The organism is Pedococcus sp. P2_D7 (assembly GCF_056404295.1).
In genome coordinates this window covers 406,743-428,027 of sequence record NZ_JBFUEH010000004.1, presented here as the reverse complement: position 1 = coordinate 428,027, position 21,285 = coordinate 406,743, and the positions used below count along the sequence as shown (strand labels likewise).

Here is a 21,285-nt window from a genome sequence, read left to right as displayed (position 1 = left end):
GTCCCACCCCCGAAAGGCCGTCCCCCATGCGCATCCTGATCAGCGGAGGTGCGGGCTTCATCGGTCTGCACCTCGCGCGCCAGCTCCAGGCCGACCATGAGCTGGAGGCCCTGGACCTGCTTCACCCGCAGGTCCACCTGGACCCCGAGGCGAGTCGGCGATCATTCCCGGGACCAGTCGTCCTCGGCGACGTGAGTGACGAAGACGTCTGGGCGAGGCTGCAGAGCCCGGACCTGGTCATTCACCTGGCCGCCGAGACCGGGACCGGCCAGTCCATGTACGAGCAGGAGCGCTACCGCCGGGTCAACGTCGAGGGGACCCGCGCCGCCGGAGTCGCCGCCCGCGAATGGGGAGTTCCCCTGATTGCGATGAGCTCGCGAGCCGTCTACGGCAACGGCCGCTCAGAGTGCCCGACCCACGGCACCCGGTTCGGCGAGCCGTGCTGTCAGGAGGCAGCCCCGGCGGCGTCGACGGAGGATGACCCCCACACGCCCGTGTCGTTCTACGGCGAGACCAAGTCGGAGGGCGAGCAGGTCCTGAGCGACACCGCTGCCGCCGTGCCGGTGACCATCATTCGGCCCCAGAACGTCATCGGCCCCGGACAGGCCCTGCACAATCCCTACACGGGCGTGCTTGCGGCCTTCCTGGCACGGCTGCGCGAAGGTCGCTCCCTCGTCGTCTACGGCGACGGCAGCGCCACCCGGGACTTCATCCACGTCGAAGACCTGGCCCGCCTGATCGACTGGTGCGCCCGACACCCAGCGCACCCCGGCTCCGCCCTCGTCCTCAATGCCGGTTCTGGGGTGCGGACCACCTTGGATGAGCTCGCCGAGGCTGCCGCGGCGGGATCTGGTCGGGCCGACGTCCCGATCGAGCACGTCGACGTCCACCGAGCCGGCGACATCGAGCACGCCTGCGCCGACCTCAGCCGCCTCGTGGAGCTGGGCGCACCGATGGCCCAGTGGTCGACCCGAGATGCCATCATCGACTTCGTCCGGCGTTCCTGGGACAAACCCGGAGCAGCCTCGTCTGCCTGGGACCAGGCCTTGGTCGAGCTGGACGAGCGCGGCCTCACCCGATGACGGACTCTGGGCCGATCGGTGGCAGCCCCCAGGCCTCCTCACCGGGCCAGGTACTCGCGGTCGTCGTCACCTTCAACCCCGGGCCCTTGCTACCCCGACTCTGTGCAGACCTGATCGAGGCCGGCATCGCCGTACTCGTCGTCGACAACGCCTCTGTCGAGGGACAGGAGGCACTGGAGGCCAGCGACGCGGCCGGCGCCGACGTCCTGCGGCTCCCCGACAACCGGGGTGTCAGCGGCGCCCTCAATGTCGGCCTCGCTCGGGCCGGCGGCGCGGCCTGGCTCCTCACCTTCGACCAGGACAGCGTGATCGGGCCAGGGTTCGTGCAGGGTCTGCTGGAGTCAGCCCCTGTACGTGACCCACGGGCGGCGGTCGTCGCCCCCCGTATCGTCGATGCCGCCAGCGGCACGGTCCTCCAGGGTGGGAACCACACCCAGCCCGTGGCAGCCCGGATGGTCATCACCTCCGGCGCTCTGTGCCGAGTGGCCGGGCTGACGTCGGTGAACGGCTTTCGTGACGACCTGTTCATCGACCACGTCGACCACGACATCTGCCTGAGGCTGCGCCGTGGGGGCTGGCAGATCTGGACCACACCCGACGCCGTGATGAAGCATTCGATCGGGGCGATGCGGGCCAGCCAAGTGGTCCCGGGACTGGCCGTGCGGAACCTCCACCACTCTGCCGACAGGGCCTACTACAAGTACCGCAACTACCTGCTGCTGGTCCGGTCAGGCACGGCAGGTGCAGATCCGCGCTGGGCGCTGCGCACCGGCCTGGCCCTCGCCTGGGGGCCGATCAAGGTCCTCTTCTTCGAGACGGACAGGCGTGCGAAGTTTGCCGCCACCGGCGCGGGACTCCTCGACGGCATGCGAGGACGCGGGGGACGACGCCGGCCGCCCAGACGCTGAGCTCCCGCCCGGGTGGACCACCTGCCTCAGGCCCGGTGCCGCCCGCGTCGCCTCTCTCGCGCCGGTTCGAGCTGAGCAGCCGCCACCAGGAGCACGAGGATGATGATGCCCAAGGTGCTGTTCAGGAATGGGTTGAAGTAGCTCGTGACGGCCACTCCACCCAGTGCGGCCGCCAGTGCGCCCGTCGCGGAGGCTGGTCCGGTCAGCGCACCGCGCGTCCGCAGCAAGGCGATCGGCGTCCAGGCATAGAGAACGAGGAAGAGCACCAGCCCTGGAGCCCCCAGCTTCATGAGGAGATCCCAGTACAGGTACTCGGTGCGGCCGTCATCTCGGATCTCGTCCAGGTTGTAGCCGATGCCCCATCCGGTCAGGGGTCGTTCCCGGATTCTCTCCTTGGTGAGGACCAGGGTCCGGGCCCGGATCTCCACCGCCACCGCGTCCGGGTCGTCGCTGCCGGTAGGCGTCTTCGCCGTGCTCGAGCGGGATGCCGGAGTCGTTGACTGGCTGCCCGTGCTGGGCACCCCCGAGGGAGCAGGGGTCGTCGTCCCCGGACCGGGAACGCCGGGCGTGGTGGTGGTGGTTGGCGACGGTTGAGGCGTGCCCGTAGGGGTTTCGGAGCTCGGCACGAGGTGAGCCAGCCCCGGGCTCAACCGGGCAGCGCCGGCGCGAAGCAGCTCTGGCCCACCGTAGAGAGCCGCTGACAGCGCGACCAGGACAGCCAGGCTGGCTGCAACCAGGCCCAGGGCCCGCAGCAAGGCGCCAAGGTCGCGGGCGCACCACACGAGAAAGATCAGGAGGGCGGCGATGAACCCGATCCACAGGGACCTGGTCAGTGACAGCACGAGTCCCATCGCGACGACTGCCGACCCGATGAGGTATGCCGTCTGGTGTAGTCGTCGGCTGCGGACCTGCGTCTGCCCGACCGTGGCCATGCCCCGGATCCCCAGAAGCAGTGCCGGAATGAACAGGACCTCACTACGAAGGTAGATACGCAGGATCCCGTCACCCACCAGCGCGAGCCCGCCCATCGAGTGGCGGGTGAGCCACTGACCGAGCGCGTTGACGTCGAGTGCCTCTGATGGCGCTGCCACGTGCAGGACCACCACCGCGACCGCCAAGGCAGCCGATCCCCAGAAGAGGATCCTCAGCAGGCGTTCGAGCTCGGGGACGCTCAGCCGCAGCGCCAAGACGGTCGGCACCAGCAGCAGGGCGGAGAACGTGGTCAGGTCGGCAGCGATGAACGCCTTGGAGTTGTGCAGGTGGGTTGCCCATGCGGCGGAAGCACCGAGCAGAACCAGGAAAGCGGCCAGGACCCGGATGAACCCCTGGCGCACCAGGTAGCCACGCTGTTCCCAGACGATGGGAACGGAGGCAAGCAGGCAGCCGATGAACAAGAGCATGCGGATGCTGAGTGGACCGACGACGAGCCAGCGACCGCTGGATCCCACCGTGCACTCGGCGACGAAGGCTGCAAAGAAGCCCGCGGTCAGGCGCCGAGACAAGCGGAGTCCGGTGGGCGCTGCCCTCGATGGCACGCCGTCCACCACCCTCCTGTCGTCCAGGCGTACTGACCGGTGCCTGCGGAACGACCAGCATAGACAGCGTTCGACCCCGTCAGTCGGAGGGGCGCGACGGCAGAGCGCGACCAGGAGTCACCACGTAGGCGAATCCGACCCCACCCGTATACTCGCCGGGACAATTCCGGACGGAAACACCCCTGAGGGGCAAGTGAAGGGGGACCTGTGGGAAGGGTGCTCTTCCTGGGCTCACCGTTCTTCGGCTATCACCAACACATCATCTCGGCGTTCGAGCGACAGGGCTACGCGGTCGACTACTTCAACGACCGGCCCGGCGAGAACCCGTTCCTCAAGGGCGCCATCCGGGTACGGCCCGGGCTCGTGGACGGTGTCGTCCAGCGCTATCTGGACGGCATCCTCGACGAGACCCGCGGTCGGGACTACGACCTGGTGTTCGTGATCAACGGCAAGGTGCTCACGCGCGAGTTCGTCCAGGCACTGCGCGCACAGCACCCCCATGCCGAGGCAGTGCTCTACCTCTGGGACTCCATCCAGCTCTACCCGCACGTCCTCGACTTCGCCGACCTCTTCGACCGCCGCTACACCTTCGATGCCGTCGACGCCCGTGAGCGGCCGGACTTCGTGCTTCTTCCACTCTTCTACACCGACGACTACCGGGCCCTCGGCGCCAGGCACGTGGAGCGTTTCGACTTCGACCTCGCGAACGTCTGCACCGCCCACGCCAACCGCTACGCCCTGATGAGCGTCCTGGTGCCGCGTCTGAAGGATGCCGGTCTCCGGGTGTTCTCCTACCTGTACCTGAACCCCCTGCAGTTCGCCTACAACAAGGCGACGTCGCCGGTGTTCAAGCGCGCTCGGTGGAGGGAGTTCGGATTCCGCCCGCTGGACGTCCGTGACTACCTCGACGTGCTGGCTCGGTCGCATGCGGTGCTGGATGTCAGCCACAACGCTCAGTCCGGACTCACGATGCGGACCATCGAGACCGTGGGCGCTCGCCGCAAGCTGGTCACGTCGAACGCCGAAGTCGTCAAGTACCCGTTCTACGACCCCTCGCGGGTGTTGGTCCTGGACACGGCCGAGTTCGACAGCGCGGCCATCAGGGCCTTCATCGAGATCCCGCAGGACAGACTGGACGACGCCACCTATGAGCGTTACGGAATCCATGCCTGGCTCCGCGAGATCGTCATGGGAGAAGGGAGTCACCATGAGTCGGTACTCCACGAGTGAGCTGCTGCGCTCGGCATACTGCCTCGCTCTCACCAAGGTGTTCTTCCGTGGCGCGCGCCTGGTTCGTCGCCCGGTGTTCCTCCGGGGCCGTCGCCACCTGTCCTTCGGGCCTGGCTTCACCACCGGCTATGGCTGTCGCTTCGACCTCGGGGGCGGTGGAGTGGACGGCACCACCCTCCGCATCGGTCGAAACTGTCGGATGGGAGACAGGGTGCACATCGTCGCCTCCGAACGTGTCGAGGTCGGCGTGAACTGCCTGATGGCCTCGAACATCTTCATCTCGGACACCTCACATGGCAGCTACCAAGGCGCCCACCAGTCCGCGCCCGACACCGACCCGAACGACCGGCCACTCTCCTCGCGACCGGTGCGCATCGGCGACAACGTGTGGATTGGTGAGAACGTGTGCATCCTGCCGGGCGTGACCATCGGGGACGGCGCCATCGTCAACGCCAGCGCCGTGGTGACCACGGACGTCCCACCTGCCACCATCGTCGCCGGGGTGCCCGCTCGAGTGCTGAAGCGGTGGGACGAGGCGACCGGGCAGTGGCGCACGGCATGAGGATCTCGGTCTGTCTGGCGACGTACAACGGTGAGGCCTTCGTCGTGCAGCAGCTCGAGTCGATCCTCGACCAGCTGGGCCCCGAAGACGAGGTCGTCGTGTCCGACGATGCCTCGACGGACGCCACGGTCGAGCGCATCACCACCCTGGGCGACCCACGGATCACGGTGCACCGCAACGGGAGCAACCTCGGGTACAGCAAGAACTTCGAGAACTCCCTGCGCCGCGCCACCGGCGACCTCGTCTTCATCGCCGACCAGGACGATGTCTGGCTGCCGGACAAGGTCTCGACCATGGTGCAGGCTCTGAGCGTGCACGACCTCGTGGTGTCGGACGTCGCCATCGTCGACGGGGACCTGCGCCAGACCTCCCCGTCGCACTTCGACGAATACCGGGTGCACGCCGGGTTCCTGCACAACTTCCTGCGCACGCGGTACATCGGTGCCGCGATGGCCATGCACCGTCGGGTCCTCGACGTGGCGCTACCACTTCCCGGGCGCTCAGACCTCTGCGCCTACGACTACTGGCTGGCGTGCGTCGCCGAGCTCTACTTCGACGTCGGACTCGTCCGTCAGCCGCTGATGCTCTATCGGCGCCACGACCACACGGCGTCCAGCGGAGGGACGGCGAGCCCCCACTCGGTGGCCCACCGGGTGGCGGTGCGGGCCTACTGCGCCCTTCAGCTGGGGCGACGGTTCAGGCGACGCCGCGCCCTCGCCCCACCTCGGTGACGACTGACGACCCACCACCGTTCCCCGCGTACTCGGCAACTTCCGCGCGCAGTCCTGCTCGCAGCGAGCTGGGGGTGTAGCCGAAGGCGGCTGTGGCTGCGTCGTGGGGGAAGCTGCGGTCCTCGCTCATCCGCTGGACCTTCTCGACGTAGTCGACCCGCCCAGCGGTGAGGACGCGGATGACTCTCGCCAGGGCGACACCGACGCCGAGCGGGACACTCACGAATCGCGTGCGACGACCGAGCTCCGAGCGGATCAGCTCGAGCACCTCGCGCAACGCCACAGGGCTCTCCCCGGACAGGATGAAGTCGCCTTCGGTGATCTCGGGATTCGCGAGTACCTGCTGGTAGGCGCGGCCCAGGTCGCGCTGGTGCACTGGCTGGACCAGCCCCCGGCCGCGATCGACCACCGGCATGACCGGCAACCGGTCCACCAGCTTGATGAAGGTGACCATGTTGCCGTCGCTGACCGAGCCGTAGATCATCGTCGGCCGCAGGTAGACGACTCCCAGCCCGGGGTGTTCGCGCGTCACTTCGGCGATGGCGCTCTCGATGCGCGTGTACTCCTCGGAAGCACTCTTGTACGAGGAGTAGATGCCAGTGGTGTGCACGAGGATCGCCCGCCTGACGTTGCGCTTCGCCGCAGCAGTGACGACCTGGAGGCTGAGGAAGATCGAGGCGATGTGCAGGAGCTCGTCGACGCCCTCCATGCAGCGGTCGACGAACACAGGGTCGTCGAGATCCCCGACCACGAGTTCGATGTCCAGGCCGCAGCCCTCGAGGAAGGCCGTGTCGGAGGTGCTCCGGACGACGCAGCGGATGCGCCCCGAGTACGCGTTGTCCACGAGTGCTTCCACGAAGAAGCGACCACTGCGCCCTGTGGCACCGGTGACGAGAAGCATCCGCCGACCCTATCGTCACGGCTCTGACAGGGGGCTCGCCGGCAACCACCACCGCGGCACTCACCCGCGCCCTCGGAGGAGGAACGGCGCGGTCTTCCTCCACACCCTTGGGCGCCGCCTATACTCGCCGGGCGCGGTCCGGCGTCGTCGCGGTCCCGGACAGGAGGGTCGGCCTTGAGTTCCACAGTGGGGCGCCTGCTGACCCCCGCGGTCGCGGCGGTCAGTGCTCGGGCGGTCAGCATGACCGGGGCGTTCGCGCTCACCACGGTCTACCTCCGCTCGATGCAGGTGCGCGAGGCCGGGCTGGTGCTGTTCATCTACACGGTGCTCGCGGTTGCCGCGACCGTCGCCGTTCTGGGCGGCAACACCCTGGCCATGCGCGACAGCGCCCGCGATGCCACCTCGGCGGCAGCCACCATCCGCCACACGGCGGCGCTCAGCGTGCTGGCGTCCCCCGCCGTCTCGGTGCTGCTGGTCATCGCCATCCTCGTGCAGGGCCGCGGGACGACCTCGGTGTGGGTAGCCGTGGTGGCGGGGCTCACGGTCGCACCGTGGGCCCTGTCGACGGTGGCTGGTTCCACCCTCCGCGGGCTGGGCCGGGTGGGCGCCGGCACCCTCGCCGAGGTGGGCCTGAGCGTATGGGTGGCGGCGATCGGCATGGCCGTGATGGCCCTTCTTGGACATGCCACGGCCATCGCGGCCGTCGTCATGTTGCTGGTCGGCAACGTCATCACGATGGTCTGGTCGTGCTGGCTCGTGACGCGGCTCGTGCCGTCCGTGCGCCAGGCATCCCCTGGGCTGGGTCAGTTCCTGCGCCAACAGCGCCACACGCTGTCCTCCTTTCTCACCGCCTCCCTCGGCAGCTATCTCTTCGTCTGGCTGCCGGTCGTGGTCCTCGGGTACGTCAACGCGGACGCACGGCTCGCACAGCACGATGTCGCCACCTTCAACGCCGGCGCCCGGCCGGCCCAGTTCGTGGCGATCGTCGCCCTCATCCAGGCGTCGTACCTCGGGCCCCGGTTCGCCCGGCTGTTCCACGTGGGCGACCTCGAAGGCCTCGCCAGGGTGTCGCGCCGCTCCGTCCGGTGGGCCAGCGCCTGGGGGGTCCTGTTCTGCGCCGTGGCAGTGGTCCGACCCCAGGCCATCCTTGCGATCTTCGGAGGGTATGCCGACGCGGCACCAATCCTGACCACACTCACCGTGGGTGGCCTGGTGGTCGTGCTCATCGGTCCGGTCAGCCAGGTGATGCTGGTCGCGGGACTCGAGCGGGATGCGCGCACGTTCACCCTGGTCCTGTTGGTGTTGGCCGCCGTCGGCCTGCCCCTGCTCGCCCACTGGGGCACCTTCGCGGTGTCCGTCGGGACGGCAGTGACGGCCCTCGCCTACGCCGTGGCCTGCTGGGTGAGACTCGGTCGCGCCGGGATCGACGTGGGGCCGATCTCCTTGCGGCGCGCGCCCACCCGCAGCGAGTCCTGAGCGATCGGGCCCAGGGGGCCCAGCCCCGCGGGGTGCGTGGCGGACCCGAATCGTCAGGTGGGTGGCACAGGGCCGGAGAGTCCGGTCTCAGGCGTCGCTCAGCGCGCCACGACCCTTCGAGCGATGCGTCGGCCTCGACGCGCGGCTCGGCGAGCGAGATCGACGGTCCGCTGCCCCTGCACGACGGCGCCCCTCGTCGTGGACGACAGGAGCATCGAGCGCAGCATCCGTGCCCGTGATCCCGAGTAGTCCTGGACCTGGCGCAGGAGCTGCTCCTGGATCTCCACGTAGTCGTCCAGGTCCCGCCGGGAGGCCTGCACTCCGAGGTGACCAGCCGTCTCGATGACGAGCTTGGCCACCGACTTCCTGGCCAGCTCACCCTGCAGCCCGCCCGTGTCCCGGGCGCGGACGTAGAACATCACCAGCCCGCGGACGACGACACTCTCGAACGCGAGGGGCGAGTCCCAGGACCACTCCTGGTCGATGTAGGTGGTCTCACCCTCGCTGACGATGACGTTGCCCGGCGTCGCATCGAGGAACGAGGGTGGGAGGTGACCCGAGGCGTCCTGGTTGGCGCGAAGGTGCTCGATCCACGGACCGAGGGCGAGCGCCACCGACTCCGTCGTGGCGCTGCGCGCCATGGCGGCGTCCGAAGCCAGCTGGGAGGCGGACTCCCCGACGATCCAGCTCTCCGTCGACGACTCCGTCATGGAGACCGGGCCGGGACGCTGCGGGAGCTGCGTCATCCTCTCTCGGGTGACCTTCGCCATGCCTGACTCGAGCCCTGAGACACGGGTCGACGCCCAGTACTCGGGCTTCCTGGGGGTCATGTTGAACGCGGCGATGTCCCACGGGGCCGTCACCCTCGACTGCGTGGCCGCCGGGGAGGCCACCACGAGGAAGGAGTTGGCGAGGTCCGGCACCAAACCGTTGCGCTCGGCTTCGTGCCATGCGGCGCGCTGGTTGAACAGTGGGCTCTTCGGGTACGACGAGTAGTCCGTGGCGACCTGCTGGGAGATCAGCTCGGCCAGCTGCGGACCCGCCGTGCTCGCCGCCCTCTCGGAGACCACGGACCGGACGAACTTGTAGTCAGGGAACGGGAAGTAGAAGTCCACTCCCTCGAAACCAGCCTTGCGCAGGCTCTGCTCGAGCTCCACGCGCCCGAGGGTGCGGGGACCGTTCGTGCCGCTGCCCCGGTACCCCTCGATGCCGTCGAACCTCACGCCGGTGTGGTCCTCGGCCGCGCCGGAGAGGTACTTGAGCCCGAACTTGTTCTCGATGGCGAGCACGAGGGCGCCGTCGTCGGCAACCCGCGACCGCAGGTCGGTCAGCATCTCGTGGATGGGGTCGTCCGCCGTGGACGACATCGCCGAGTACTCGAGGACGCCAACGCAGAACACCACGCCGAAGGGCTCGACCGGAGTCAGCTGCTGGAACGGGGCGCAGACGACGGCCACGTTGTCCTGGTCGCGCGAACGGGCCGCGCCGACCGCCGCCCGGTGCACCTCCCCTTCGACGCCCACGACCGCCTCGAAGGTCTCGCCCAGCAGTCGCGTGATGGAGCCGCAACCCGAGCCGATCTCCATGACGGTCGAGGACCGGTCGAACTCGAAGGCACGCAGCAGCGTGCTGCGCTCGGCGCTGAGGTAGTAGCGAGCCGGCCAGCTCGCTGCCAGCCCTTCCAGCTCAGGCGACAGCGAGCTGAGGTCCCGGGCGCCGTTGATCAGTCCGAGCAGGGGGCCACGGGCGAAGTCGTCGGAAGGGTAGCCCGTGCCGTCGCTGCGCTCGGGCAGCCAGACGCCGCTGTCGTTGCGGACCAGGTCGGTGTCGAAAATCTGGGCGAGGTCGAGCGGCATGGATGTCCTTGGGTCGCAGGTGGGGCACGTGACGGCCCCCGCTGTTAGCCAAAGACGCCGTTACGGGCGCCCAGACTCTACCTGCGGGTGTCGACGCATGCCACGCGACCGGCGCTCACGCGAGCGCCGACACCGCCGCTGCCACGGCGTCGGCCACACCCGGGGCGAAGACGCTCGGCACGATCTCCTCGGCGGTGGGGTGCTCGACCAGATCCGCGATCGCCTGTGCCGCAGCCAGCTTCATGGCCTCGGTGACCTGCGACGCCCCTGAGTCCAGCGCTCCCCGGAAGATCCCCGGGAAGGCCAGCACGTTGTTGATCTGGTTGGGGAAGTCCGAGCGCCCGGTGGCGACCACCGCGGCATAGCGGGCCGCGACGTCAGGGTGGACCTCGGGAGTGGGGTTCGCGAGCGCGAAGATGATCGCGTCGGGGGCCATCCGGGCGACGTCCTCCTCAGGGACCTGCCCACCAGACACCCCGACGAAGACGTCAGCGCCCGTGAGGGCGTCGGACAAGCCGCCGGACAGCCCCCGTGGGTTGGTGGTGGCAGCGAGCCGGCGCTTGTGGTCGGCCAGGTCGTCGCGGCTCGGCGAGATGATGCCGCGCGAGTCGCACACCACGAGGTCGGCGACGCCGGCGCGGGCCAGCAGCTTGGTCACGGCCACCCCCGCGGCACCGGCTCCGGAGACGACCACGCGCAGGGACTCGAGCGGGCGGCCCACCACGGTGGCCGCGTTGAGCAGGCCGGCCAGGACCACGATCGCCGTGCCGTGCTGGTCGTCGTGGAACACCGGGATGTCCAGGCGCTCCTGCAGCAGGCGCTCGATCTCGAAGCAGCGCGGCGCCGAGATGTCCTCGAGGTTGATGCCGCCGTAGGTGGGCGCGATGCGGGCGATGGCGTCGACCAGCTCCTCCACCGTGCCGGACTCCATGCACACCGGCACGGCGTCGACGCCACCGAAGTGCTTGAACAGCACCGCCTTGCCCTCCATCACGGGCAACGCAGCCAGCGGGCCGATGTCGCCGAGCCCGAGGACGGCCGTGCCGTCGGTGACGACCGCCACCGTGTTGGCTCGAGCGGTGTAGCGGGCGGCCAGCGTCGGGTCGACCGCGATCGCGCGGGAGACATCCGCAACGCCCGGCGTGTAGAGCAGGGCCAGGTCGGTGCGGTCCCGCAGCGGCTGCGTGGCGTGTACCCCGAGCTTGCCGCCCTCGTGCGCCCGGAAGACCGGGTCGGACGGGTCGAACAGCGGGTACGACGGGATGGCAGACATGGACGAGTCACCTCAAAAGGGAGCCGGAGCTTGCTGACAGAAGAACTGCGTGGGGCACACACCGCGCACGGATCGAGCCGCGCGGTCGAACGACAGCCGGGTGTGGCCTCTCAAACGCAAGGTGCGGGGGTTACCCGCGAGTTCATGGTGGCACAAGAGGGACGGCGAAACCACCGTCGTGACGCGAGTGTGACCCGCGTCGCCCATCGGGGTGGCAGGATGCGCGTCAGTCCCCCACGTGGCGCCGCGCCCCTGCCCGCCACTCGTCATCCGAGGAAGGAACCTCACCGCATGACCCACCGCCTTCGCCCCACCACCCTCCTCATCGCGGGGCTGGCCACCGCTGGACTGGCACTGTCGGCCTGTGGTTCCGACTCGCTGTCCACCAACACGAGCAGCTCGAGCAGCTCCACGACCAAGGCCACGGTCGACCAGGCCCTCGTGGCCAAGCTCCCGGCCAAGATCAAGAGCGCCGGGAAGATCGTCATCGGCACCGACGCGACCTACCAGCCGAACGAGTACCTCGACTCCGACGGCAAGACCGTCATCGGGATGGACGTCGAGCTCTTCGACGCGGTCATGGCCAAGTTCGGCATCAAGACCGAGTGGGTCCCCACCGGCTTCGACCAGATCATCCTCGGCGTGACGAGCAGCAAGTACGACGTGGGCGTGTCCTCCTTCACGGTCAACGCCGAGCGCGAGAAGCAGGCCACCATGGTCAGCTACTTCACCGCAGGCACCCAGTGGGTCACCCAGAAGGGCAACCCCAAGAAGGTCGACCCCGCGAGCGCCTGTGGCCTCAACATCGCCGTGCAGAAGGCCACCGTCCAGGCCGACGAGGACCTGCCGAAGCGCAGCAAGGAGTGCACCGACGCCGGCAAGCCGGCCATCAAGCCCATCGTCGACGCCGACCAGGCCAAGGTGACCTCGGCGGTCCTGACCGGCAAGGCCGACGCCATGCTCGTCGACCTGCCGCCGGCCATCAGCGCCGTCGCCACGACCCAGGGCAAGCTCGAGCTGCTCGGTGAGCAGTACGACTCGGCGCCCTACGGCTACGTGCTCCCCAAGGACCAGACCGACTTCGGGCAGGCCATCGCCGACGCGCTCAAGTCGCTCGAGGCCGACGGCACGTACAAGTCGATCCTCGCGAAGTGGAAGACCGAGGGCGGCGCCATCAGCGACTTCGCTGTGAACCCGCAGCCCTGATGTCCACCACCTCCGCTGCAGCGGACCGGCCGGGCAAGATCCACGCCCGGCCGGTCCGGCACCCCTGGCGCTGGGTCGCGATCGCGGTGATCCTCGTGATCGTCGCGATGATGGTGAGCTCGGTGGTCACCAACCCGAACTGGAACTGGTCCTTCGCGTTCGAGATCATGCAGCAGCGGCCGGTCATCGACGGGCTGTGGAAGGGGACCATCTTCGGCACCATCGGCGCCATGGTCCTCGGCATCGTCCTCGGGATCGCGTTGGCCGTCATGCGGCTGTCGACCAACCCCGTGCTGCGGGGGGTGGCGTTCGTCTACACCTGGTTCTTCCGGGCCATGCCGCGCTACGTCCTGCTGGCCATCCTCGGTGGCGCGATCGCGGTGCTGTACAACCCGATCGACGTCGGCATCCCGTTCGGCCAGCAGCTGTCCAAGGCGCTCGGCCTCGGCAACGACCTGACCTTCTTCAGCTTCAGCTGGAACGACATCTCGTCCTCGATCTGGATCGGCATCCTGGGCCTCGGGCTCTCCGAGGCCGCCTACATGGCCGAGATCGCCCGCGCCGGCATCCTGTCGGTCGACAAGGGACAGGCGGAGGCGGCGCACGCCCTCGGCATGCCCCCCGGCAAGACCATGCGACGGATCGTGCTGCCCCAGGCGATGCGCGTGATCGTGCCCCCGACGGGCAACGAGACGATCGCCATGGTCAAGGACACCTCGCTGTTCATCGCCGCGTCGATCATCACCGAGCTCTACTTCCAGGCCTACGGCTTCGGCTCGCGGAGCTTCCAGATCGTGCCCGGCTTCATGGCCGCCACCTTGTGGTACCTCATCGTGTGCTCGATCCTGATGGTGGGGCAGTACTACCTCGAGCGCTACTACGGACGCGGCTTCGGAGCCCCGTCCAAGGCCACCCGGCGCAAGCTCGACACGATCACGGCAGGTCACTGATGAGCACCGACACCAGCACCGGCTCCACCACGGACACCGGCATGAGCACGGGAGACCCCCTGGTCCACGCCGTCAACGTCACCAAGGCGTTCCACGGCACCGAGGTCCTCAAGGGCATCGACATGGACGTCCACCCCGGTGAGGTGGTCTGCCTGCTCGGACCCTCGGGATCGGGCAAGACCACCTTCCTGCGGTGCATCAACCAGCTCGAGTCGATCGACGGCGGCCGGATCTGGGTGGACGGCGACCTGATGGGCTACGAGGACCGCAGCGGGACGCTGCACCGCCTCACGGACAAGCGGATCGCCGCCCAGCGCCGTGAGATCGGCATGGTCTTCCAGCGGTTCAACCTCTTCCCCCACCTGACGGCGCTCGAGAACATCATGGAGGCGCCGATCCAGGTCAAGGGCGAGAAGAAGAAGGTGGTCCGCGGGCGCGCCCTCGCCCTGCTCGAGCAGGTGGGGCTGAAGGACAAGCCCAACGCCTACCCCGCCCAGCTCTCGGGTGGTCAGCAGCAGCGCGTCGCCATCGCCCGTGCCCTGGCCATGCAGCCCAAGCTGATGCTCTTCGACGAGCCCACCTCGGCCCTTGACCCCGAGCTCGTGGGCGAGGTCCTCCTGGTGATGCGCCAGCTCGCCCAGGACGGCATGACGATGATCGTCGTCACCCACGAGATGGGCTTCGCCCGTGACGTCGCCGACCGCGTCGTCTTCATGGACGGCGGCGTGGTCGTCGAGCAGGGACCGCCGAGCACCGTGATCTCCAACCCCCAGCACGAGCGCACCCGCAGCTTCCTGCGGCGGATGCGGCAGGAGGAGGAAGCGCACGAAAAGGCCCGCGAGGGCGCCGTGGCGCCCTTGGACACCGAGGGCGCCGGCTGATGCCGGTGGGGCTCGGCGTCGTGGTCGTCCGTGGACGGTCCATGGAGCCCACCCTCCACACCGGTGACCGGATGCTCGTCCTGCGGGGCGCACCGCCCCGGCTCGGCCGCCTGGCCATCGTCCGGCTGCCCGACGACGACTCCGGGAACCCCCGACCGCTGGCCATCAAGCGCGTCACGATGCGCGACCCCAGCGACCGGCGGCGCTACTGGGTCGAGAGCGACAACCAGAGCGCCACCGGTGTCGCCGACTCGTGGACGCACGGCATCGGCTCGCTGGCTCGCGAGCAGATCCGCGCGATCGTGCTCTTCCGGATCCCCCACCGGGTCCGTCTGCCCGGCCCGCGCCGCGGGCGCCCCGACCTCGACTGAGGTGCGGGGGCCCCGCGCGAGCGGGTGCGCGAGAGCCGCCCACGCGGCATACCGGTTCGTATGCCGGGCAGCCCAGGGGGTGCCGTGCGGCTCGCTGACCTGCGGGGTAGGGTCGAAGACGCAGGTGAAGGTTCCTGAACTCCTGCTACGCCCGGAAGTCCACCTCGCAGAAGGGATTCGCATGCTCTCCCGCATTTTCCGCACCACCGAGGTCAGCGCCCACTGCGACCTGCCCTGTGGTGTCTACGACCCCGCCCAGGCGCGCATCGAGGCCGAGTCGATCAAGGCGATCATCGCCAAGGTCGCCGACAACGACGACCCCGACTTCCGCACCCGCGCGGTGGTCATCAAGGAGCAGCGCTCCGAGCTGGTCAAGCACCACCTGTGGGTGCTCTGGACCGACTACTTCAAGCCGCCGCACTTCGAGAAGTACCCCGACCTGCACACGCTGTTCAACCAGGCCACCAAGCTGGCTGGCGCGTCGGGCACCAAGGGTGAGTTCGACGCCGCGAAGGCGGACGAGCTGCTCGCCAAGATCGACGAGATCGACAAGATCTTCAAGGAGACCAAGGCCGCCTGAGGTCCGCTCCAGCCGTTCGCCCGTCCCGCACCGCGGGGCGGGCGTTCGTCGTTGGGGACGCCGACCCTGCCCTGCGCACGCCTGCCACCTGCGGGTTGGTGCGGAAGTGACCCCTGTTTGCTCCCACAGTTACCCACGAGTCGGGCATATCGTACGCACTGGCTGCCGTCCCGCAGTCGCCCACTCTCCATTGGAGGTCACGGTGAGCATCGACACCGACGTCGATCACGACACAGTCCCCCCTGCCAACAAGGGTCTGCTGGCCATTGCCGGCGTCCTGCTCGCCCTCCCACTGGTGGCGCTGGCCTGGGTCGGCAGCTACGCGCGCAAGGACCCCGAGCTGTGGGGTTTCCCCTTCTTCATCTGGTACCAGTTCCTCTGGGTCTTCCTCTGCTCCGCGCTGACGTTCACGGCCTACAAGCTGGTGCTCAGGGCGCGCCCGCACCGCCCGATGCCGGGCCACCGCGACGATGAGACCCGCCGCCGCGACGAGGAGGCCGGCCGATGACCGCGCTCGCCCCCCTCGTGACCGACACCAGCGTCAACGGGGTCGCCCTGACCGTCCTCGTCCTGCTGTTCGCACTGGTGACCGGGATGGGCTTCTGGGCCACCCGGTGGCGCAAGGCCGACAGCATGGAGTCGCTCGACGAGTGGGGTCTGGGCGGTCGCCGCTTCGGCACCTGGGTCACCTGGTTCCTCCTCGGCGGCGACCTCTACACGGCCTACACCTTCGTCGCGGTGCCTGCGGCGATGTTCGCGACCGGTGCGGTCGCCGGGTTCTTCGCGGTCCCCTACACGATCGTGCTCTACCCGATCATCTTCATCTTCATGGCGCGCCTGTGGTCGGTCAGCCACCGGCACGGCTACGTGACGCCGGCCGACTTCGTGCGCGGGCGCTACGGCTCCCGTGGGCTGTCGCTCGCGGTGGCGGTTACCGGCATCCTCGCGACGATGCCCTACATCGCGCTCCAGCTGGTCGGCATCCAGGCCGTCCTCGAGGTCGCCGGTGTGGGTGGCGAGTCGGTCCTCGCCAAGGACCTGCCGCTGTTCATCGCCTTCGCCCTGCTCGCGGCCTACACCTACTCCAGTGGTCTGCGGGCCCCCGCGGTCATCGCGTTCGTCAAGGACGCGCTGATCTACCTCGTCATCATCGTGGCCGTGATCTACCTGCCGACGAAGGTCGGCGGCTGGGACGCGATCTTCGGTGCCGCCGAGAAGAAGATGGCCGCACCCAACCCGATCGACGGCAAGCCCAACGGCGCCTTCATCCCGTCGCAGCAGCAGTTCGTCGCCTACGCCACCTTGGCCTTCGGCTCGGCGCTGGCGTTGTTCATGTACCCGCACTCGATCACGGCCACGCTCTCGAGCTCGAGCCGCAACACGATCCGCCGCAACGCCTCGATCCTGCCGGCGTACTCGTTCGTCCTCGGCCTCCTGGCCCTGCTCGGCTGGGTGGCGATCGCGGCTGGCACCAAGCCGATCGGTCTCGACGGCAAGCCCAATGCCCAGCTGGTCATCCCGCAGCTCTTCGAGGACAAGTTCCCCAGCTGGTTCGCCGGGGTCGCGTTCGCGGCGGTGGCGATCGGGGCGCTGGTCCCGGCGGCGATCATGTCGATCGCAGCCGCGAACACGTTCACCCGCAACATCTACAAGGAATGGCTCAAGCCCGACGCCACCCATGCCCAGGAGGCCAAGGTCGGCAAGCTGATCTCGTTGCTGGTCAAGGCGTTCGCCCTGGTGTTCGTGCTGACCCTCGACAAGCAGAACGCGATCAACTTCCAGCTCCTCGGCGGCATCTGGATCCTGCAGACGCTCCCGTCGATCGTGTTCGGGCTCTACACGCGGTGGTTCCACCGCTGGGCCCTGCTCGCCGGCTGGGCGGTGGGCATGGCCTACGGCACCTATGCGGCGTGGGGCGTGGCCAACCCGCGCAGCAAGGTCGCGCACTTCGGTGGGTCGCTCGACCCGATCCCGGTGCTCGGCGACCTGGGCTACATCGCCATGACGGCGTTCGTCATCAACCTCCTGGTGGCCGTGGTCCTGACCGTCGTGCTGACGGCGATGAAGGTCGACGCCGGTCGCGACGAGACGATCCGGGGCGACTACTTCGCCGATGCGGGTGACCCCCGCGTGGAGAAGAACCGCGAGATGGACGCCCACCTCACCACGGGCACGCCGTAGCGGCGGCCCCTCAGCAAGGTCGGGCGGTGTCGGGACGAGGTCCCGGCACCGCCCACTGCGTTGCCCGGCTGCCCCCGGCCGGTTGCCGTGCGGTCCACCAGGCGACGGCGAGGTATGCCGTGCAGCCTCGGTCGCGTCAGCCGGCCGACATCGGCGTGCGACCCCGACGGCGTTCGAGCACCCGGGTGAGCGAGTCGACCACGCGGGGGTCGTACTCGTAGCCCAGCCCGAGGTGGATCCGCTCCATCGCCCGGTCGTCGTTGCCATTGGGTGGACACAGGTCGTCGTAGGCGTTCGCGACCTTGATGATGCGGCTGGACATCGGCAGCTCCTGACCAAACTCCCGGACCTGTCGGTAGGGGGTCGTCTGGGCCTCCAGGATCGCCGCGACGTTGTCGAGCACCCCGGTGGTGCGGACGATCTCAGCGCCGTCATGGGCGATCCGCTGCTGATCGGCGGGAGCCGCCATCACGGTGGCCCCCTCGGGGATGGGGGCCCTCAGGGCCACCTGGCCGAGGTCGTGCAGCAGCGCGGCATACTCCAGGTCGGTGAGCTCGCGCTGGCCCATGCCCATGTCACGGCCGACGGCCACGGACATGTCGGCGACGCGCTGGGCGTGCGACGTGCGCGTGTAGCCGGCCCGGTCGGTCAGCGAGGAGAGCGCCCCGATGGTCTGCCGGTACGTGGCGCGGATCGAGGCGTAGCGCTGGACGGCGAAGTAGGTCAGCAGCAGCGGGAAGAGGAAGAGCGGCAGGGCGGCCACGCCGACGGCGACCTCGGCCAGGGCGATCAACGCTCCCGACGCGACCAACGCGGTGGCCAGGCCGCCGCTGGACCGGACCTCGTCGACCACCGACCGCAGCAGGGGCGCGTGGTCGCGCCCGGCCCGCACCGCCGCCTCGAGCGCGAGCTCGACGACCATCGCCACGCTGCCGACCAGGAGCATGACGATCGCGACGAGCCAGCGATGCTCGTGCCAGCTGTCCTGCAGGGCGATGAGGGTGTGACCGCTGAAGTCGACCGAGCGGTAGAGCACCGCCGCGCTGGCAGCGGCGAGCAGGCGTGCCGCCGTGCCGCCCCAGTGTCCCGAACCGGTGACGAGCCGCAGGATCAGCAAGCCGGCCAGCATGCCCAGCGAGATGGTCGCCACGACGACGGCGGCATCGACCGGCGGGTCACCGGCCTCCGTCAGGGGCGTGAGCGAGAGGCCCAGCGCAGCTGCCGTCGACATGGGAGCCGTCTCGCGGCCGGTCAGGATGGTGAGCCGCGCGGTCTCGCCCAGGGCGATCGCCACGAGGAAGATCAGCATCTCCAGCCCGACCCCGCCGGCCAGCTCGCCGACCGAGCCCAGCGACAGCCACAGCGAGACCACGATGCAGGCGCCGCAGAGGAGCCCGATGGCGCCCCGCAGGTCGATGCGACGCAGCCGCTCGCGCATCAGCGCACCTCGCCGCTCGCGTGGTGCAGCCCGGCCGCGCGGCCGGTGATCCTCGTGCGCAACCGGTCGGAGAAGGCGATGTGGTCGGACACCTCCGGCTCGTCGTGGTCGAGGGCCACGCCTGCCGAGGCCAGCTCGTCGGGGGTGCGGTCCGTCACGGCCCACTCGTGCCGCGACAGCGCCTTGACCAGCAGCTCGACGACCTGGGGGTCGAACTGGGTGCCAGCCTGTCCGCGGACGACGTCCAACGCCTCCTCAGGGGGCAGCGCGGGCCGGTAGGAACGCGCGGAGGTCAGGCACTCGAACGCGTCCGCCACCGCGATGATGCGGGCGGCCAGGGGGATCGAGTCGCCGCTGAGCCCGTCGGGGTAGCCCCGCCCGTCGAAGCGCTCGTGGTGGTGGGCGATCCCGTCCACCGACCCGGAGAGGAAGTCGACGTCCTTGACCAGCTCGACACCGGCGAGCGCGTGCCCGGCCATGGTGACGTGGTCGTCGTCGGTGTGGGCCTGCCGCGACCCGAGCAGTCGGGTGGGCATGGCCACCTTGCCGACGTCGTGGAGCATCCCTGCGGTGCGGATGTCCTCGATCTCCTTGTGGCCCAGCATCATGGCCCCGGCCATCCACTCGCTCAGCTGGGCGACCCGCTCGCTGTGGCCGGCATTGTGCGGTTCCTTCGTCTCGACGGCGGTGACGAGGGCCCGCAGCGTGCGCTCGTGCGCCTGCAGCTCGTCGCCGTACTGCGCAAACGCCCACCGCGCCACGAACAGCGGGGCGAGCACGAGGACCGAGCTGAACCAGCCCACCTCCGCGGGGATCCAGAGCACGACGAAGAGGAAGCCGATGACGCCATAACCGATGTAGGCAGGCCCCGTGGTGGCCAGCAGCGCCCAGACCTGCGTGCGCAGCGGGATGGCGCTGACGATGTTCTGGATGCCCGCGAGCAGCAGGGCGTTGACGAGGCACTGGGCGACGTCCGCCGCCACGAGGGGCAGACCGACCTGCAGCAGCAGGGCGGGGGCGTGCAGGGACGCGATCTCGGCCTGGCCGCCGACGGTCAGGTAGACCAGCCCCCCGACGGCGCCGATGAAGGCGAACATGCCGGTGTTGAACACCCGGGCCCGGCGGGGCACCTTGCGGAAGCCCACGAGGTTGGCCCCTCCACCCACCAGCGCGGCCCCGACGGGGCCGGTGATGACGATGGAGGCGAGGACGACGATGCTGACGAAGGAGATCCGGATTCGCGTCCCGACCGGGTTGTCGCGACCGACCCAGCCGGCCACCGCGACGAGCAGGAGGAGGGCCACGGCGGGGACATTGGTCGGCGGGCCAGCCACCAGCCATGCCAGGGCGCCGGCCGCCAGGGCAAGGGCACACACAAAAGCGATGAACAGGGTAACTCGGAGCGCACTCGTGCCGGAGCCCTCGGAAGGGCTCGACGGCGAAGGGCTCATGCCGTCAACTTACCGGCCGGAGGGGCCGGTGGAGCGAGGCTCAGCCGTCCCAGTGCCAACCGCGGTTCGCCTCGACGCCGTCCCAGTGCCAGCCCGCGTCCGGCATCGCCTTGGTGGGACCGTCAGCCGGAGTCCAGACGAGCGAGTCGTCCTTGGTGAGGATGGACTCGAAGAGGGTGGTGATCGCCTTCATGGCAGATGCTCCTTCTGTCTGATGCCCGACTCGTCCGTTCGGTTACTTCAGACCATCAATTGTCCCGAGCCGCCAGGGGTGCGGTGCGCGGACAGGACTATGATGCCGGTCAACCTGTATCCTTGGGACTTTCCTTGCCCGTTCTTTGCCAAACCTTGAACAAGGCGTCGCACCTTTTCCCGGCATGCTTGGGCCCTTTGGTCCGTGTTTGCCCGCAGAGATCCCGATTTCGGCTCTGGCGGACGATGGCACCTCGAGGCTGTGAGACAATCGCCGTGCACCTGGTGCACATCGCGCCTCACCACCACTGACGGAGTGACTCCCATGAGCAAGCGCGCCCGCAAGCGCCGCTCGCGCAAGGGCAACGCGGCCAACCACGGCCGCAAGCCCAACGCCTGAGCCAGCGCCACGACGCACGAGACGGGGCGGTCGAATCCACTGGATTCGACCGCCCCGTCTGGCGTCGGCGGCCCCGTCGTC

At 69.1% G+C, this 21,285-nt stretch carries 20 protein-coding genes and 1 pseudogene; 14 read left to right on the top strand and 7 right to left on the bottom strand.

Features of this window, described 5'->3' with window-relative positions:
- The first annotated feature begins 26 nt into the window (after positions 1 to 26).
- Together AC1DWJ_RS11245 and AC1DWJ_RS11240 are read left to right on the top strand one after the other, a co-directional pair.
- The gene (locus tag AC1DWJ_RS11245; RefSeq protein WP_477620803.1) at positions 27 to 1,082 is read left to right on the top strand and encodes an NAD-dependent epimerase/dehydratase family protein; all 1,056 of its coding nucleotides are present in this window, start codon (positions 27 to 29) and stop codon (positions 1,080 to 1,082) included.
- Positions 1,079 to 1,990: a glycosyltransferase gene (locus AC1DWJ_RS11240; protein ID WP_477620802.1), complete on the top strand. Its 912-nt coding sequence runs from the start codon at positions 1,079 to 1,081 to the stop codon at positions 1,988 to 1,990. Before AC1DWJ_RS11245 ends, AC1DWJ_RS11240 begins: the two co-directional genes overlap by 4 nt.
- Before the next feature lie 26 nt (positions 1,991 to 2,016).
- On the opposite strand, the gene AC1DWJ_RS11235 is transcribed toward AC1DWJ_RS11240, so the two are convergent.
- The gene (locus AC1DWJ_RS11235; protein WP_477620801.1) at positions 2,017 to 3,492 is read right to left on the bottom strand and encodes a hypothetical protein; all 1,476 of its coding nucleotides are present in this window, start codon (positions 3,490 to 3,492) and stop codon (positions 2,017 to 2,019) included.
- Between the two features lie 240 nt (positions 3,493 to 3,732).
- Between AC1DWJ_RS11235 and AC1DWJ_RS11230 the strand changes: the two genes are divergently transcribed.
- The 3 genes and pseudogenes from AC1DWJ_RS11230 to AC1DWJ_RS11220 all read left to right on the top strand — a co-directional run bounded on the left by AC1DWJ_RS11230 (position 3,733) and on the right by AC1DWJ_RS11220 (position 6,048).
- Entirely contained in the window at positions 3,733 to 4,755 is a 1,023-nt protein-coding gene (locus AC1DWJ_RS11230) for a WaaS/CpsH family glycosyltransferase (RefSeq protein ID WP_477620800.1), read from the top strand.
- Positions 4,756 to 5,128: 373 nt separating this feature from the next.
- Positions 5,129 to 5,317, top strand: a pseudogene (locus AC1DWJ_RS11225) (DapH/DapD/GlmU-related protein); the annotation flags it as partial.
- Positions 5,314 to 6,048, top strand: a complete 735-nt coding sequence (locus tag AC1DWJ_RS11220) for a glycosyltransferase family 2 protein (protein ID WP_477620799.1) — start codon at positions 5,314 to 5,316, stop codon at positions 6,046 to 6,048. The pseudogene AC1DWJ_RS11225 and the gene AC1DWJ_RS11220, both read left to right, overlap by 4 nt.
- On the opposite strand, the gene AC1DWJ_RS11215 is transcribed toward AC1DWJ_RS11220, so the two are convergent.
- A complete protein-coding gene (locus AC1DWJ_RS11215) occupies positions 6,014 to 6,949 on the bottom strand; it encodes an NAD-dependent epimerase/dehydratase family protein (protein WP_477620798.1) in 936 nt (311 codons plus the stop codon). The genes AC1DWJ_RS11220 and AC1DWJ_RS11215 overlap by 35 nt on opposite strands.
- Before the next feature lie 174 nt (positions 6,950 to 7,123).
- Here AC1DWJ_RS11215 and AC1DWJ_RS11210 point away from each other — a divergent pair, with 174 nt between their 5' ends.
- On the top strand, positions 7,124 to 8,425 hold the full coding sequence (locus AC1DWJ_RS11210) for an MATE family efflux transporter (RefSeq protein WP_477620797.1): 1,302 nt from the start codon (positions 7,124 to 7,126) through the stop codon (positions 8,423 to 8,425).
- Between the two features lie 98 nt (positions 8,426 to 8,523).
- Here AC1DWJ_RS11210 and AC1DWJ_RS11205 read toward each other — a convergent pair whose 3' ends face one another.
- Both AC1DWJ_RS11205 and AC1DWJ_RS11200 read right to left on the bottom strand, forming a co-directional pair.
- The gene (locus tag AC1DWJ_RS11205; RefSeq protein WP_477620796.1) at positions 8,524 to 10,281 is read right to left on the bottom strand and encodes a class I SAM-dependent methyltransferase; all 1,758 of its coding nucleotides are present in this window, start codon (positions 10,279 to 10,281) and stop codon (positions 8,524 to 8,526) included.
- A gap of 115 nt (positions 10,282 to 10,396) precedes the next feature.
- Positions 10,397 to 11,554 carry an NAD(P)-dependent malic enzyme gene (locus tag AC1DWJ_RS11200; protein WP_477620795.1) on the bottom strand — a complete coding sequence of 386 codons (1,158 nt, stop codon included), beginning with the start codon at positions 11,552 to 11,554 and terminating at the stop codon, positions 10,397 to 10,399.
- Between the two features lie 291 nt (positions 11,555 to 11,845).
- On the opposite strand from AC1DWJ_RS11200, the gene AC1DWJ_RS11195 reads away from it, so the two are divergent.
- The 7 genes from AC1DWJ_RS11195 (at position 11,846) to mctP (ending at position 17,723) form a co-directional block, all read left to right on the top strand.
- A complete protein-coding gene (locus AC1DWJ_RS11195) occupies positions 11,846 to 12,760 on the top strand; it encodes an ABC transporter substrate-binding protein (protein ID WP_457253552.1) in 915 nt (304 codons plus the stop codon).
- A complete protein-coding gene (locus tag AC1DWJ_RS11190; protein WP_457253553.1) occupies positions 12,760 to 13,710 on the top strand; it encodes an amino acid ABC transporter permease in 951 nt (316 codons plus the stop codon). Before AC1DWJ_RS11195 ends, AC1DWJ_RS11190 begins: the two co-directional genes overlap by 1 nt.
- On the top strand, positions 13,710 to 14,591 hold the full coding sequence (locus AC1DWJ_RS11185; RefSeq protein WP_457253554.1) for an amino acid ABC transporter ATP-binding protein: 882 nt from the start codon (positions 13,710 to 13,712) through the stop codon (positions 14,589 to 14,591). The genes AC1DWJ_RS11190 and AC1DWJ_RS11185 overlap by 1 nt, the downstream gene beginning before the upstream one ends.
- The gene (locus tag AC1DWJ_RS11180; protein ID WP_457253555.1) at positions 14,591 to 14,962 is read left to right on the top strand and encodes a S24/S26 family peptidase; all 372 of its coding nucleotides are present in this window, start codon (positions 14,591 to 14,593) and stop codon (positions 14,960 to 14,962) included. The genes AC1DWJ_RS11185 and AC1DWJ_RS11180 overlap by 1 nt, the downstream gene beginning before the upstream one ends.
- A 181-nt stretch (positions 14,963 to 15,143) precedes the next feature.
- On the top strand, positions 15,144 to 15,542 hold the full coding sequence (gene sodN / locus AC1DWJ_RS11175; protein ID WP_056922388.1) for a superoxide dismutase, Ni: 399 nt from the start codon (positions 15,144 to 15,146) through the stop codon (positions 15,540 to 15,542).
- Positions 15,543 to 15,744: 202 nt separating this feature from the next.
- Positions 15,745 to 16,050: a DUF3311 domain-containing protein gene (locus tag AC1DWJ_RS11170; protein WP_457253556.1), complete on the top strand. Its 306-nt coding sequence runs from the start codon at positions 15,745 to 15,747 to the stop codon at positions 16,048 to 16,050.
- The gene (gene mctP / locus AC1DWJ_RS11165; RefSeq protein ID WP_457253557.1) at positions 16,047 to 17,723 is read left to right on the top strand and encodes a monocarboxylate uptake permease MctP; all 1,677 of its coding nucleotides are present in this window, start codon (positions 16,047 to 16,049) and stop codon (positions 17,721 to 17,723) included. The genes AC1DWJ_RS11170 and mctP overlap by 4 nt, the downstream gene beginning before the upstream one ends.
- Before the next feature lie 136 nt (positions 17,724 to 17,859).
- On the opposite strand, the gene AC1DWJ_RS11160 is transcribed toward mctP, so the two are convergent.
- From AC1DWJ_RS11160 to AC1DWJ_RS11150, 3 genes are all read right to left on the bottom strand, one after another.
- Positions 17,860 to 19,161 carry an HD-GYP domain-containing protein gene (locus AC1DWJ_RS11160; RefSeq protein WP_477620794.1) on the bottom strand — a complete coding sequence of 434 codons (1,302 nt, stop codon included), beginning with the start codon at positions 19,159 to 19,161 and terminating at the stop codon, positions 17,860 to 17,862.
- Entirely contained in the window at positions 19,161 to 20,495 is a 1,335-nt protein-coding gene (locus AC1DWJ_RS11155) for an HD-GYP domain-containing protein (RefSeq protein WP_477620793.1), read from the bottom strand. The genes AC1DWJ_RS11160 and AC1DWJ_RS11155 overlap by 1 nt, the downstream gene beginning before the upstream one ends.
- A 157-nt stretch (positions 20,496 to 20,652) precedes the next feature.
- A complete protein-coding gene (locus tag AC1DWJ_RS11150) occupies positions 20,653 to 20,805 on the bottom strand; it encodes a hypothetical protein (RefSeq protein WP_457253560.1) in 153 nt (50 codons plus the stop codon).
- 324 nt (positions 20,806 to 21,129) lie between these two features.
- On the opposite strand from AC1DWJ_RS11150, the gene AC1DWJ_RS11145 reads away from it, so the two are divergent.
- Entirely contained in the window at positions 21,130 to 21,204 is a 75-nt protein-coding gene (locus AC1DWJ_RS11145) for a 50S ribosomal protein bL37 (protein ID WP_369791897.1), read from the top strand.
- Positions 21,205 to 21,285: the final 81 nt, after the last annotated feature.